Annotated in this window: 15 protein-coding genes; 5 read left to right on the top strand and 10 right to left on the bottom strand. The window is 36.5% G+C overall.

Annotation, left to right across the window (positions count from 1 at the left end):
- Positions 1-192 precede the first annotated feature (192 nt).
- A complete protein-coding gene (locus C1724_RS23710) occupies positions 193-840 on the top strand; it encodes a nitroreductase family protein (RefSeq protein ID WP_102349272.1) in 648 nt (215 codons plus the stop codon).
- A 401-nt stretch (positions 841-1,241) separates the two neighbouring features.
- Here C1724_RS23710 and C1724_RS23705 read toward each other — a convergent pair whose 3' ends face one another.
- The 5 genes from C1724_RS23705 to recQ form a co-directional block, all read right to left on the bottom strand.
- Complete coding sequence (locus tag C1724_RS23705; protein WP_102349270.1) at positions 1,242-1,649, bottom strand: DUF4830 domain-containing protein; 408 nt, start codon at positions 1,647-1,649, stop codon at positions 1,242-1,244.
- Positions 1,650-1,846: 197 nt separating this feature from the next.
- Positions 1,847-2,296: a hypothetical protein gene (locus tag C1724_RS23700; protein WP_258000515.1), complete on the bottom strand. Its 450-nt coding sequence runs from the start codon at positions 2,294-2,296 to the stop codon at positions 1,847-1,849.
- Between the two features lie 268 nt (positions 2,297-2,564).
- The gene (locus tag C1724_RS23695; RefSeq protein ID WP_102349268.1) at positions 2,565-2,948 is read right to left on the bottom strand and encodes a VOC family protein; all 384 of its coding nucleotides are present in this window, start codon (positions 2,946-2,948) and stop codon (positions 2,565-2,567) included.
- Between the two features lie 124 nt (positions 2,949-3,072).
- Positions 3,073-3,264, bottom strand: coding sequence for a hypothetical protein (locus tag C1724_RS23690; protein ID WP_102349266.1), 192 nt, complete (start codon positions 3,262-3,264; stop codon positions 3,073-3,075).
- Positions 3,265-3,354: 90 nt separating this feature from the next.
- On the bottom strand, positions 3,355-5,475 hold the full coding sequence (recQ, locus tag C1724_RS23685) for a DNA helicase RecQ (protein WP_102349264.1): 2,121 nt from the start codon (positions 5,473-5,475) through the stop codon (positions 3,355-3,357).
- A 229-nt stretch (positions 5,476-5,704) separates the two neighbouring features.
- Here recQ and C1724_RS23680 point away from each other — a divergent pair, with 229 nt between their 5' ends.
- Positions 5,705-6,526 carry a HipA family kinase gene (locus C1724_RS23680; RefSeq protein ID WP_102349262.1) on the top strand — a complete coding sequence of 274 codons (822 nt, stop codon included), beginning with the start codon at positions 5,705-5,707 and terminating at the stop codon, positions 6,524-6,526.
- A gap of 49 nt (positions 6,527-6,575) precedes the next feature.
- On the opposite strand, the gene C1724_RS23675 is transcribed toward C1724_RS23680, so the two are convergent.
- On the bottom strand, positions 6,576-7,229 hold the full coding sequence (locus C1724_RS23675; protein WP_102349260.1) for a kinase: 654 nt from the start codon (positions 7,227-7,229) through the stop codon (positions 6,576-6,578).
- A 349-nt stretch (positions 7,230-7,578) separates the two neighbouring features.
- Between C1724_RS23675 and C1724_RS23670 the strand changes: the two genes are divergently transcribed.
- On the top strand, positions 7,579-8,406 hold the full coding sequence (locus tag C1724_RS23670; RefSeq protein WP_102349258.1) for a HipA family kinase: 828 nt from the start codon (positions 7,579-7,581) through the stop codon (positions 8,404-8,406).
- Positions 8,407-8,631: 225 nt separating this feature from the next.
- Here the strand turns inward: C1724_RS23670 and C1724_RS23665 are convergent, their stop codons facing one another.
- Entirely contained in the window at positions 8,632-9,225 is a 594-nt protein-coding gene (locus tag C1724_RS23665; protein ID WP_102349256.1) for an RIO1 family regulatory kinase/ATPase domain-containing protein, read from the bottom strand.
- 235 nt (positions 9,226-9,460) lie between these two features.
- Here C1724_RS23665 and C1724_RS23660 point away from each other — a divergent pair, with 235 nt between their 5' ends.
- Positions 9,461-10,276: a glycosyltransferase family 2 protein gene (locus tag C1724_RS23660; RefSeq protein WP_102349254.1), complete on the top strand. Its 816-nt coding sequence runs from the start codon at positions 9,461-9,463 to the stop codon at positions 10,274-10,276.
- 36 nt (positions 10,277-10,312) lie between these two features.
- Here C1724_RS23660 and C1724_RS23655 read toward each other — a convergent pair whose 3' ends face one another.
- Both C1724_RS23655 and C1724_RS23650 read right to left on the bottom strand, forming a co-directional pair.
- Positions 10,313-11,254 (bottom strand): BadF/BadG/BcrA/BcrD ATPase family protein, encoded by a 942-nt coding sequence (locus C1724_RS23655; RefSeq protein WP_102349252.1) that lies wholly within the window; start codon positions 11,252-11,254, stop codon positions 10,313-10,315.
- Between the two features lie 520 nt (positions 11,255-11,774).
- On the bottom strand, positions 11,775-12,677 hold the full coding sequence (locus tag C1724_RS23650; protein WP_102349250.1) for a LysR family transcriptional regulator: 903 nt from the start codon (positions 12,675-12,677) through the stop codon (positions 11,775-11,777).
- Positions 12,678-12,849: 172 nt separating this feature from the next.
- Between C1724_RS23650 and gdhA the strand changes: the two genes are divergently transcribed.
- Positions 12,850-14,235, top strand: a complete 1,386-nt coding sequence (gene gdhA / locus C1724_RS23645; RefSeq protein WP_102349248.1) for an NADP-specific glutamate dehydrogenase — start codon at positions 12,850-12,852, stop codon at positions 14,233-14,235.
- Positions 14,236-14,503: 268 nt separating this feature from the next.
- On the opposite strand, the gene C1724_RS23640 is transcribed toward gdhA, so the two are convergent.
- Positions 14,504-14,968 (bottom strand): hypothetical protein, encoded by a 465-nt coding sequence (locus C1724_RS23640; protein ID WP_102349246.1) that lies wholly within the window; start codon positions 14,966-14,968, stop codon positions 14,504-14,506.
- Positions 14,969-15,079: the final 111 nt, after the last annotated feature.

The raw sequence follows: 15,079 nt of genomic DNA, 5'->3' as shown, positions 1-15,079 counted from the left end.
TTGCTAGCTTTTTTTACAAAAAATGGTCCATACTATTTAATAATATTAAAAAATGGGAGTGGACACAAATATTACATATTAGGTATTATAGTATTTTGTAGAGCTTTTATGTAGGATAGTCAGCCGAGGATTGACTAAAAATTAATTATGTTACTAGTTCGCACAAATTCACACGTAGGTAAAGGAGTTCACATGGATTATAATGCTTTTAAAGAAATCGTTTTAAATCGACGCAGTGTTCGAAAATATACGGATCAAGAGGTACATATAGAAGATATTAGAGAATTGATTGATTGTGCACGCTATGCACCAAGTGATACAAATTCACAAACTTGGGAATTTATCGTGATCAAAAACAAACAGAAAATCAAAGATATCGAAGAAATGACCTGGGACGCTTTACACCAAAAAGCAGCATTGGCAGAAGAAAAAGGGTTTAAAAAAGAAGGTAAGTTGCTTGCACGTTCATTTGGACCTTATGCGACAGCATTCAGCGATGCACCGGTTCTTATCGTTTGTTTAGCTACCCCGTATCAATCAAAATTCCGTGAAAAAATCTTTGAACCAATTCAATTAGTACCCGATTCAGTTTGGGAGGAAGAAGGAATTAAGAGCAGCTGTTTAGCCGCACAAAACCTTATGCTTGCTGCCCATGCAAAAGGATTGGCTACTTGCCCAATGACAGGGCCTGTACTGCTTGCTTCCGAGCAACTGAAAGAATACTTAAATGTCGAAGACGAAAAACAAATCAATATGGTAATCGCCCTTGGCTATCCAAAGGATTCACCAAAACGATTAGCACGAAAAGATATCGACGAGATTACTCGAATTATTGAATAATTAAAGAAAGAGTATGAACTGGCTTAAGGCTAGGAAATACTCTTTTTTTATTGGGGGGTATTTGATTTCATGATAGAATAAACTAAAAATTGATTTATAGTCATTATATAGATACATTGACTTGTAGTAGAGGAGTATATATGCTGAGCAAAAAGCAAATTTAAAACGGAAATACCTGGAAAGTGCATGATCGCCAGAGATCAGTTTTGATATCTGACCGTTAGCAACGACCTAGTTAATTAAAAACCTGTGCTACTTTTTATATGAAGAGGTTAACCTTGCTTTTTTGATGCCCGTTTCCTCTTCATTCGCCTTATGAAGAGCTTTCGATCGCTTTTTTAATCCTCGAATTATCTTCATCCCCCTTATGATGGGTATTCCATAAAGATATTAAATATCTTTTATTGCTTAATCATCTGTTCATTAATTAACCGTTCTTTATCCCCCAAATTAAATAGTCCGGGGGTCCAACTAGGTAGTATCCCATAACCTCCTATAATCTCTTCTTCCGTTTCAAAAACGACTGCTTTTAAATTCTCACCATTTCTATCTTTTTCTTTTAAGACGAATAGACATTCTGTAACTTCTTTTCCAAGATAATCTTCCAAAAATGTAATCCCACTCGCCTCGTAATTACTTAACATCTCATTAGGTATATCTAACATGTAGGTTTCGACTTCCATTAACTTTTTAATACTCCATCCGTTATTTGCTAAAAATAATTCTTGTTGTTCATTGTAGCTTTTTTGACCACAACCAGCAGTTAATAATAAACCAATTACAATGGATAGTAACATCCTTATTTTCACAACTACTCCCTCCCTAATTACATTCAAATAATTTGACTATTAAAAATAGTTGTGATTTTCGGTTAATGCTTGGAATATTCGTTGATCAAGAAGATTATGAATTTACAAATAACGCTGCAGAAAGCTATTTCAAGAGAACCTGTTTCTACTCTTTCTTTCTATCAACTAAACTGCACCCTTACTAAGCTACATTAGATCTATTGCACTTCAATGACAAACGCGTAACTTGAATCTCCCTTTTCCCATCTCGCAAAAACATCGTAAACATAAATCCCTTTTTCTTTTGGTACAGTTAAAATATTTTTGTCTAAAGGTGCACTTTCTATATTTCCATCACTTAGCCACTTATTTACTCCTAATGAATGTTCATTTGGCTCAATTTTAAATTTTATTTTTATTTTAGATTCGGGCGATACAATCGTTGGTTTAACTCCATGAAACTTAATAAGTTCTGACGGAGAAATTGTATCGGCACACACATTATTAAAAAGTCCATTCCAACAATATGAACCTTGTGCCACTTCCACCTTTTTTTCTGCTACAGTTATGATTGGTGAAGGTGGTTTTGAACTAAATGATCCACTCATAACAAGATATATCGCAAAAGAGAACATAGCTACTACTAAACAAATTATTAATATCCTCATAACTCATAAACTCCCCCTTCCTATAATTGGTCGCTTGAATTACGAAAAAGTTTCCAATCCTGATATAATGAAGGGATTTTAATAAATACTTCACAAAGTTATTGAATTTTTCTGCAAACCTTCTATAGCTGCCTTTAGTGTACATTGTCTTACTTTTCACACCAGATTCTTTTATGTATAAAACCTGTATCTAAGATTACTAGAGAATCTTTGATACAGGCTGTTTTTAGCAATATTTGTACCTAAGTTTTGTTCCGTTAAAATATACCTATTTATTTTTTTCCATAACGGCAAAATAATTATCTTCGTTATCTGCAAAGTTGAATACCCTGCCTGAAGGCATATCTACAATTTCCCCAACAGTGATATTTTTATTGGATAACTCATGATGCAATTTTTCAATATTGTCCGTAAAAAACATTAATGAAGGGGTATCAAGGTTTAATTCTGGAGACATGCTTGCAACTATTTCCTTGTTATGTAGAACGATGCTTGTTTCTACATCTTTATTAGGCGCTATTTCAATCCATCTCATTCCTTGACCGTTGTTTTCCTCTGAAATGACACTAAATCCTACTTTTTCTGTCCAAAAATCCACTGCCTCATCTTGGTTATTAACATATAACATAATTTGTCCTACTTGACTAATCATTGTATTCACTACTCCTCACTTTTTTAATCTCTACTTTAAATTCGTTATTTGGAAAAAAAATCCTTCCCAATTAAAGTAGCCGTTAATAAAAAATAACTAGACGGCCATTTCGTCTAGTTTCACTTCAGTTAATCAATGTAGGCATATATTTATTAAATTCCTTAAGCTCTGCTTCTAGCTTCTCCTTATAAGAGCCTAAAGCAATTCTCACTATTGGATTGTAGGCGTTATAGCCCTTTTTTAATTCTTCATTGACCAGCTCGAGTTCGTTTTTTCGATAATCAATCAAAGCTTGGATAGGATTGTTTTCCTCCACTCGCACATCACCCTCTTAAATAATAACTATCTATTTTATTTCCATTTTCGTCAAAAAAAATACCCTGCATGACTCTCATGCAAGGTTCTGTTAAAAGGAGTTTTGTAAAACTAGTCGGATTTCAAAATAATCAAATTCCTCTGGAAGTGCATTTTTTAGTTCTTTCAGTTTTGTTAATTTCAATTCCTTTGCTTTTTCAATGATCAATTTTTCATGCTCAGGATTTATTAATCTTTCTATATTTATAGTAAGTCCTTCTTCAATTGCTCGTAACAGGTGGCTTTCAACGGTGCTGCGAGACAACCCGCGTTCTTCGGCAATGTTAGCGATGTCCATACCCGCTTGAAACAGTTCGTACGTTTGAAAATAGCTCGGTTTTTCATCACTTTTAACAGGTGAACTTGTAGAACTCGAAACAACGTTAGTCGTGATAGTTTGTCCATTTTCATTTAAATACTGTTGAATTGTCTTTAAGAAGTCCACTCCATATCTTTCGAACTTTGTTTGCGCAACTCCTTTGACAGTGAGCATAGACGTTTCATCCGTCGGGCATTTTTCACACATATCACGCAATGTACTATCCGAAAACACTATATATGGCGGAATCCCTTCTCGATCGGCAATTTCTTTTCGCAAGTTCCTTAACACTTCGAATAATGCATTGTCTTCTTGAATATGCTTAGTTACAACCTGTTCTTTTTTGAAAACTTTTAACTCCCCTTTTAAAACTGGTATAACATTCGGGGTAAGCATCACAACAGGATATTGACTATTCGTTAGCTTGCAATAGCCTTCAGCAATAAGAAAATCTATCACACTTGCAATGTCTTTTTCTGTTTTATGTTTTAGCAAACCATAGGTAGGCAAGTGGTTCAAGCCTAACTCGATGATTCGCTTTCCTTTTGAGCCCTTTAACACCTGGGCCACAATTGTTTTTCCGAAACGCTCATTCATCCGTCGAATACACGAAAAAATCATCTGCGCCTCGGTCGTAATATCGACTGTTTCACGGTTGTCTGTACAATTTTGACATTTCCCGCACTGCTCCTGATCATATGTATCACCAAAATACTCCACAATATAACGCTGAAGACATAATTCAGTGTGACAGTAATCCGTCATTTTCTGCAGTTTCTCATATTCCGCCTTTTTGGCTGTTTCATCCATTAAGGATTGCTCAATTAAAAATTTTTGAATTTGGATATCATACGGCGTAAACAGCAATATACATTCACTATGTTCCCCATCACGGCCTGCACGACCAGCTTCCTGATAATACGATTCCATTGTTCGCGGTAAATTATAATGAATAACAAAGCGGACGTTCGATTTGTCGATACCCATCCCAAAGGCATTAGTCGCGACCATAATAGTGACTTGGTCATATAAAAATTGATTCTGCATGTCTTCGCGCTGTTGTTCACCAAGGCCTGCATGATACTTACCTGCTTTTACCCCATTTTGTTGTAAAAATTCATGAAGCTGATCAACTTCTTTGCGGGTCGCTGCGTAAATAATTCCAGATTGGGTGCTATGTTCTTTCACGTAGCTTTGAATAAATCGTCGTTTGTCTTGACCTTTCATCACCGAAAAAGTAAGATTTTCTCGCTTGAAGCCTGTTACGATTGTATTTTGATCGTCAATATGTAAAAGCTCCTGAATATCTGCAATAACATTGGGTGTCGCCGTTGCTGTTAGCGCGATAACAGTCGGTTTTTCCGGCAGATCGCAAATCTTATAAATATAACGGTAACTTGGCCGAAAATCGTGTCCCCACTGAGAAATACAATGCGCTTCATCCACGGCTATGATAGAGATTGGTAGGGTTTTAAGCATATTTCGGAAACCCTGAGCCTCTAGCCGTTCTGGTGCAATATATATAAGCTTATAATCACCATTCCTGATTCCTGAAATTCTTTCATCCATTTCAATCGCATCTAAACTACTATTTATAAACGTTGCCGGAATCCCTAATTGCTGGAGCTGGTCAACTTGATCCTTCATCAGTGAGATCAGCGGCGAAATAACAATTGTAAGTCCGTCAACTAACAAGGCCGGAATTTGATAACATAGAGACTTTCCTCCTCCTGTTGGCAGGATCCCTAATGTATCTTGATGCCCGAGAACTCTCGAAATAATATCTTCTTGCCCAATTCTAAAGGAAGAATAACCAAAGTATGTTTTTAACGTGTGTTTCGCTTGTTCTAGCATGGTTATGTTATCACCTCTTGCATATCGTTCCTTTCCATTGTAGCAGATAATAAGGGGGAAATATCGAAATAAGATAATATAACTAAGATTTTTTATCAATAAGAAGAAGGAGCAAGTCATTTTGAAATACTGCCAAATATAATAAACATGCAGTAGATATGCCATTGGCCGTTTCAGAACTGTTTCATTTTGAATCTAATAATTATAAAGAGATTGGAGGTGAATGAAAATGGACCAAAATCAAAATATCAGAAGACCTCTATATCCAGTTAAGTATGTACAAGCCATAAAAGAAAGAGGCCCCCATGTTTTCCTTTTTAACGATGGTAAAAAATATGTAGTAAAATGGAAATCAGACTCCAGTAGAAAAAAGGAAGTAGTGAATGAATATGTTGTCAGCAAGTTGGCAAGTCTTCTATCACTACCCGTCATTCCATATGAGCTTGTTTATATTCCTAAGGACTTTATAGAAAAAACGTCACAATTAAATTCATCAACAGTCGAATATCGTCCCGGATACCATTTCGGTTGTTTATTTATAGAGAATTCTAGTGTATTTGCTGATATTGCAAATGCCCCCCCTTCCAAGCTGAAAATAAAAAATCGCGAAGAACTTACTGGGATGATTCTATTCGACCAGTGGGTTTATAACTCTGATCGGAATATAAATAATTTACTTCTAGAACACCTCGGAGATGGCGGCTATGTTGCATATATGATAGATCATGGAAGATGTTTTCCCGGCCGTTATAAATGGTCTACGCAAACACTTTGCCAGAAACCTGAATATAGGGTTTTCAATTATGTCTATCAATGGTGCTTTTCTCTGCTTGATAATCCAGATTCTTTTATCTCTTTTGCACAAAAAATCCAATCATTACCAGACGAATTAATTCGTCAAGTCATCCAATCAATCCCCGATGATTGGGAAGTTTCTGATGAAGAGAAAGAAGCGCTGTTCCAATATCTTATCCGCCAAAAACATCATTTACCGAATGTCGCGACATTTTTCCGTAAGGTTATCCCAATGATGGATGATATCACAATGTAAAAATTTAAAAGAACTCCCTATCATTCGTGAGGGAGTTCATCTATGCTGATCAATTATCCTTTGATTTTTTCTTAGAATCCTTCTTCAATTCTTTCAATGATTTTTCCCTTATTTCTTGCACCGCCCCGGCCCAGTCATTATAGGATTCTGGATCGAATTTTTTTACATGCTCTAGAAACGTTGAAAGTAGGCCCAATTGATCTAATTCTTTCATCATTAACTTAGGTTGTGATGATTGTTTAATAAAAGAGTTCACATGATCAACAATCTTTAAATCCCCTTGTTTAGATAAGAGGATGTGGCGCAGACGCGCATCCAATCGGGTAAAATTTAGCCGTTTCATTTCTTTTAGCAAAAAGAAAATTTTGGCCGAAAGCTCTTCTGTCATGACAGTATTCGCTTCCAGATACTGATCTAGTGATGGCCCTTCGATATACTCCATAATCACATATTTAGGACCAATTTCATAAAGCTTGGGCACAATAGTCGATTCTTGAGCAGCTTTTAACACTTCACTCTCGGTTTCAACATCTTCTTGATGCTTGTAAACTTTCACAACCCGATCTGGAGCAATTTTAAAAACAGCTCCTTGCGCTCCTCTTCCAACTAGTGGATAGTGTGTCAGTTTTTCAAAATCTATTTTTCTAAAACTCATTCCTTCAAATCTTCCAATCGCTTCGAGGAGAGAATTTAAGTCTTCCATTTTCCTCCAACTCCTTTCAGAAAGCTATATTACTTAAAAACAGTGAATCACCTTATATATTTTATGTCTGCAGGTTTAGACTTGCTCTAGCCGCTCGCCTTTTTTAGTACACTATATCCACTAACAATCAAGTGAAACTCCCATCAGGCAGGCTTAAATCCCCACTAATGGTTTGATTTCTAAGAAATTTGACTTCTAACCTATTTTTCTATGTTTCTCATAAACTTCTGCAGGTGACATATTGGTCTAAAATTATCAACATCTCTTGTGATATCTGTACGTTTCAATTAGATCCTTTCTTTCATATGAATATTAAATAATATTGTGTCTTTTTAGGAGGAAATGGCATATGGAAAAAGATATAGGACTAACAAAACAGCCGATATATCCGGTTCAGTACGTACAAGCAGTAACGGGGGGAACCGCCCATGTCATTCTCTGCAGTGACGGAAATCAATATGTAATGAAAATGAATACGGTCAGCAAGCGGCCTAAAGAAATGGTTAATGAGTATGTGTTTGGTAAGTTAGCTAAGCTCCTTTCACTGCCGGTAATCCCCTTTGAGCTAATTCAGCTCAATGAAGAATTTATTAAAAGTACCCCAGCGTTATATGCTAACAAACCTAATTATGACCCCAGATTACGATATGGCAGTTTAGTTATTGAAAATAGCATTGTATTTGCTGATAAATTAGAAACTCCACCCTCGAAACAAGAAATCATCAACCGGAATATGCTTGCTGGAATGATCATATTCGATCAATGGGTTTATAATTCAAACCGGAGTATCAATAACTTACTGCTGCAACATACTGATAAAGGGGGTTATTATGTTCATATGATTAATCACGATCGTTGTTTTCCAGGGGGGTACAGGTGGAACGCAAAAACAATTGGCAGCCAAAAGCCTGAATATCGGATGCTTAATCAAGTGTATCGTTGGTGCTACTCCATGCTCGATGATGATAAACTGCTTGTAAAATTTGCGGAAAGAATTAAAGCTTTGCCGAATGAGTGGATATACGAAGTGATTGTATCCATCCCTGACGAATGGGAAGTAACGAGTGAGGAGCGCGAAACACTTTATCAATACTTAATTAAAGAAAAAGTACGGATGCCAAAAGTCGCTTCGCTCTTTAGGAAGGTCATTCCTCTTGCAAGCACCCTTAACATCTAACATATAAACGGACCGTCCTGAGTTATAGGCGGTCCACTTTTGAGGCTAACTATATAAAGTGACTTCCATAAGTGGGGGGCCAAAATATGGAAGGCGTGGATAGCCAGCCAAATTAGTTTTAATAGCACCAGCTTAATATCAACTATTTTCTCAGCACAGGTATGCAAGTGGCGAAGATGCATAATAACGTCGTCTACTTGGTTGATCATAAAATATTTTGTACTATTACTTTTTGTCCATTAATTCTTGTGCAGCATCTTTCCATTGCTCGTACGATTCTGGATCCAATTCCTTTACATGCTCCAAAAACGAAGGTAATAACCCCTGTTTTCTTAAGCCATTCATTAGCAATACAGGTATGGTGTTGCTTTTTTTAAATGAGTTTACATGGTCAATGACTTTAATTTCATTCGAAGTTGTTAGTATCATGTTCTTTAAACGTACATCTACGCGAGGAATCTTTAATCGTTTCATTTCTTTAAGCACAAGTAAAATTTTTTCCGTAAGATCTTTGGTTATGACACCTTCTGATAGAAGATACTGTTTTACCTGCCTACCCTCTATATATTCCATAATAATATAGTTGGCTCCTACTTCGTAAAGCTTGGGAATAATAGTCGCACCCTGCAACGCTTTCAATGCTGCGCTCTCGGTGAGAGTATCTTCCGGACGTTTATAAACTTTTACGCACTTATCAGGCGAAATTTTATATACAAAGCCCTGGTTTCCCTTGCCAAGGAAAGGGTAGGAAGCAAATAATTCTTCGATCTTTTCTACATTTTTTTCGGCTGCAGCAAGTATCGATTTAATATCCTCCAATTTCCATCACTCCTTTTAAAATGTCCTTCGAATCTATTATTTTTCGATTCATTATATATTTTATGATGATGGAAAGGAGCTTGTTCTAGCCACAAGCCTGTTTTCGCAATTCCCTACTCTCAATCTAGGAGTCTTTTTATTATTCATGTGATACTTGTACCTTTCAAAAACAGTGTTCTTTTCATATGAAATATTAAAGAGATTATTAAAATTTTGTAAAACTGGAGGAGAAAAGATGGATAAGCAACTTTTGGAGCAATTGTTTAAAGGCATTGTTCCCGGTCTGTCAAAAGTGCTAGAAGATCCTCAATATAGTAGATCTTTAGTGTTAAGATTAAGACAAATATTTGCTAACGATAAAACGGAAGGCGTTTCAATTATAACTTGTACAAACAGACCGCATTTCATGAACAATATATTTGCAAATTATGAAAACCAATTTCATGCAATAAAAGAACTAATTATTATTTTAAACAGAGACGATATGGATCTCGATGTGTGGAAAATGAAAGCAGAGAACTATCCAAACGTATCAATCTACAAAGTACCCCAAGATAAGACGATAGGTGAGTGTCAAAACTTTGCTGTTGAAAAAACAAAATACGAGTATATTGCGACCTTTGACGATGACGATTATTACGCACCCAACTATATAAGTGACTTAATGCTAGCTTTTAAATACACAGATGCCGATATCGTGGGAAAGTCCTCTTATTTTTGTTATATTCAAGGTTTACAAGCCCTTGTGCTGCGCAATCCGGCTAATGAATTTCAATATGTCGACTTTGTTGGCGGCGGTAAAAGAATTGTGAAAAAATCAGTATTCGATGTAGTTAAGTTCCCACCTCTGTCGAACCAAGAGGATCGCATTTTCTGCATTGAAAGTATTAAAAAAGGATTTAAAATATTTTCTGCGGATAACTATAACCTCTGTTACCTAAGATCCTCAAATCAAAACCACCATACATGGAGCATTTCGGACGAAGAGATGTTGGCCAGATGTTCCCTTGTCACTTATACAAATGATTACAAGCCATTTGTAACGCTTTGACATGGAATGATATATTAATATTAATTCGGAGTCTCGTTAGCAGAAGGGATGCCTTTTCAGCCGCTTTAACATTTCCTCATTAGGATGACAGTCTATGGACTCCAATGCCATTATGGCTGCTCCAGCAACCGGGGTAAATTGCGGCTGGATCAATTTATATTCTTTATGGGCTGGTAGAGACAGCCGCCATTCCAAGCCTTTTTTCATATAGGTGCTTTGCCAAACGCTGCCGATGAGTACGACTGAGATGCTACCTGCTGTAAAGCTCGAACCCATCAGGTCAATAGCGAATTTACTTTTATCAAGCGCGCGGTTGCAAACACCGGAAGCTAAAGGGAGCCCACGTTCAGCAGCATCTGTTATAAAGGGAGCTAGTGGAGAGAACGTGTTGGTTTGAACCTGTCCAGAAAGAAACAAGTCCCGAATGCCCTCGATGCTTGTTACGTTAAAATAGGTTAACATCCTATTAATGCATTCTTCATCTGCTTGTTTCCCTTTCCCTGCAATAGCCCGGCAGGCAAAATCTAGACCGAGATCGGCTGCGCCCGCCACAGCGTTATATCGAAATTCACGTATAAAGAGTTGCTTACCTGAATCTGTTACGCCGAATATATTGGAGCCAGTACCTCCTATCACTGCAATTCCTGGTTGTTTTCGTAATGCACCCGCGTGTGCCACTACAGCATCATTGACCTGCAGTCTCTGGCATGTTAACCCAGGGATATCGGTAAAAGAATCCGCCCATTGCTGGTCATTCGGCTTGTTGAGGTGTTTGATACCAGCAACTAGTGCTCTCACATCCTTTAACTCAAAGCCCGCATCTGACACAACCTTCTTTATTGCCCGTTGTATATACTGGGTTGAAACAGTTCTAGAGATACCAATTGTCATTTCAAAAGAACGAACGTTCCCGCTGAGATCAACCGCCATTACCCTGGTATGTGTTCCACCCGCATCAATTCCAATTACAATACTCATTGGTCACCACATCACTCTTCAATATAGATCTTTTAATTCATTTTTATGATGAAGAGCCAAAAAGGTTCAGGCTTAATTTTTTATTATTCCTCAACATGGAGTTTCATTTGAGAACATACGGTTCGTTATTTCGTTAAAAAGCTTGTTTTCTTCCTGTAAACCGGCCATCTGATTCCTTATTTCACTTTTATCTTGCTCCTATTGACGTTTCTCGGGCAAATAACGAGCCATTTGTCCGCTTTTATGTTCAAAAGGCTTGTTTTCGAGCAAATAACGCACCGAATGTCCGCAAAAAAACTCGTAGCTCGGTCTTCCCCAATCACTGTCCCCGCGGACTCCACTGAAGGTTATTGGGAATAGCGGCAAACAAATATACTATAAAATAAGTGGGCCAGGCTCATCTTCAACATTAGTTGTTAGAAATGTAGAAACTCCGCAGACTTATTATCAAGTTAAAAGAAAAAGGTTCCTACCCCGATACTTCGACTTTAACGTATCGTGGGCAGGAACCTAAATTAAGTTAACCAAACCGATCTAACACTTTGAAAAATTCTCTTAAATAATCATAAAATATTTTTTCTGTTGGAAGTAATTCTCGATCACTAGGTGTTATAATGCCGACCGTCCGTGTAACTGGAGGGTTTGTTATTATTAGTTTCTTCGTTCCGCGCGGCATGCTATCTATTAAACTAATCTCAGGTATTAAAGTAACGCCAAGACCAGCAGAAACCAATCCCTTAATACTGTCGATATCCTTTCCTTCAAAAGCAACATCAGGTTCAAAGCCATTCTGCTTACAAGCATTATCTACAAGTTCTCTTAATCCAAACCCTAGTGGAAACAATATAAATGGATCATTTCGAAGTTGGTTTAAAGTTATCTCTTTTTGTTCTGCTAAAGGATGATATTCAGGTAATAGAGCTACGATGTTTTCTAAAAACAATATCTCCCCATTAAGTTTATCGTTTTTCTTTGGCAATGGTCCAATTAGAGCCATATCCACTTTCCCTGTGATAACCGCATCAATTAAATAATAATAATTTCCTTGTCTAAGATTAAATTTAACTTGTGGATATTTTTTTCGAAAAGTAGAAATTGTCGTCGGCAATGTATAGTTGGCCATACTACTTGGAAAGCCAATCCGAACAGTTCCACCTTCTGGATCCAAAAATTCGTCTACCTCTCTTTTAGCTTTTTCTAAAACCTCCATTGCTTCTTCTACGTATTTCAAAAATACTTCCCCAATTGGAGTCAATCGAACATTTCGACCTTCTCTTACAAAAAGGTCAATACCTAATTCTGCTTCTAGATTAAAGATTTGTCGACTTACAGCTGATTGTGCAACATGCATTGCTTTTGCAGCATCTGTAACGTGCTCCCGTTTTGCTACTTCAATAAAATATTGTAACTGCCTTAACTCCATAATTACCACCACTTCCATAATTCATCTAATTTCGGCATCATATTTATCTAATTAATATATTGGAATAGAATGATTATTAATTATAAAATAAAAACATAAATAAATGATAATTTTTAAAAAATTTATTTAACTAACAAAAAGTTATTCTTTAATATAAAGGAGATATGTAATTATGACAACTATACAAGACACACCAGTGCAAGAAACACAAAATGTTGCAAAGAATTATGTAAATTCAGTTCTTGAAACAATCAAAAAACGTAATCCAAATGAAAATGAGTTCCACCAAGCAGCTAAAGAAATTCTTGATTCATTAGTTCCTGTTTTTGAAAAGGATGCTAAATATATCGAAGCAGGTGTTTTAGAAAGAATCGTAGAACCTGAGCGTATGATTACATTTAGAGTACCATGGGTTGATGATAATGGTAAAGTGCAAGTTAACCGTGGTTTCCGCGTTCAATTCAATAGTGCCATTGGACCTTACAAAGGTGGTTTAAGATTCCACCCTTCTGTTAACGCTAGTATCATTAAATTTTTAGGCTTTGAACAAATCTTTAAAAACTCTTTAACTGGACAGCCAATCGGCGGTGGTAAAGGTGGATCTGACTTCGATCCAAAAGGTAAGTCAGATGCTGAAATCATGAGATTCTGCCAAAGTTTTATGACTGAACTTTCAAGACATATCGGACCTGATACTGATGTTCCTGCAGGTGACATTGGTGTTGGCGGAAGAGAAATTGGTTACTTATACGGACAATACAAAAGAATTAGCAATACTGTAGCAGCTGGTATTTTAACTGGTAAAGGTATTGGCTACGGTGGAAGCTTAGCAAGAACTGAAGCAACAGGTTACGGCGCTGTATACTTCGTTAACGAAATGCTTAAAGATAAAGGCGAAAGCTTTGAAGGTAAAACTGTTGTTATCTCTGGCTCTGGTAACGTAGCTATCTACGCTACTGAAAAAGCTACAGAGCTTGGAGCTAAGGTTGTTGCACTTAGTGACTCAAACGGTTATATCTATGACAAAAACGGCATTGATTTAGCTCTTGTTAAACAATTAAAAGAAGTTGAAAGAAAAAGAATCTCTGAATATCTTCAAACACATCCAGGTGCAGAATACCATGAAGGTTGCACAAATATTTGGACTATCCCTTGTGATATTGCTCTTCCATGTGCAACACAAAATGAAATCGATGAAGATAGTGCACAAACACTTGTTAGCAATGGTGTTATCGCGGTTGGTGAAGGTGCAAACATGCCTTCTACATTAGAAGCAATTGATGTATTCTTAAACAATGGCGTTTTATTCGGACCGGCAAAAGCTGCTAACGCTGGTGGTGTTGCTGTTTCAGCTTTAGAAATGGCACAAAATAGCGCTAGAATTGCATGGTCATTTGAAGAAGTAGATGCAAAATTACATGAAATTATGAGTAATATTTACCAACAAAGCAAGCAAGCTGCTGAAGAATATGGACACCCAGGAAATTTTGTATATGGTGCAAATATTGCTGGATTCAAAAAAGTTGCAGATGCTATGTTAGCACAAGGCATCATTTAATAGTAAATTTATTAAATAAGAACCAGGCCATTCTAGCCTGGTTCTTTTCTTTGGTATATAAATTATTTAAACTCTCCCCTATTTGACGTCATCTGAAGTTGGGATTTGTTAGACGCTACCCTACTACGTTGCGATGCTGATTACTAGGCAAGTATTATTCTTCGAGCACATACAAGATTCAACTTACATAATTGATCTCGATATGAAAAGTTAGTAGTTTTATATAAATAATTCCTAAAGCTCCCCATTTTTATCACACTAAGATTTCCTATTCATCAAGCGGCACCAAGACGTCAAAATATTCGCTATCACCATACTTTTTTCTCATTTTTTCCTTATAAAGATTAAATGGGAGAAAGAAATTATCTGGTGGATTTCCGAAAAGAACATTACAATCCTTATCGTTAAAGCTTACAAGATAACTTTTCTTTTGATCAGCATTACTACTAAAATAGTCACTTTTGAATTGTTCAATTAACTCAGGGCTCAATTCGCTACCTAATAACGTAGTTTTTCTTCGACCGTCATGATTTACTATACAAGCTATTCCGTACCCTTTATTTCTTACTTCATCAAAAATTATTTCCTTTTCATTTTCAATTTTTATTGTTCTTGAATAGGTAAATCCACATCTAATGCATTGAATATACACTTCATCGGTTTTATAATAATAGTCTTGGATAGCAGATCGACCACACTGAGGGCATTCAACTGCAGAAATATTGGAGGCCATTAAACCATCTCCTTATTATCATTTTGCAAAGTTTTAAGGATAATAGAGTAAAAATCATTTTGTAAGTAGAAAGATAGAGACGAACATTAAGGATATGTTTATTGAAAGTAT

The organism is Bacillus sp. Marseille-P3661 (genome assembly GCF_900240995.1).
In the GTDB taxonomy this organism is placed as follows: Bacteria; Bacillota; Bacilli; order Bacillales; family Bacillaceae_J; genus OESV01.
This window is presented reverse-complemented; position numbering and strand designations above follow the sequence as displayed.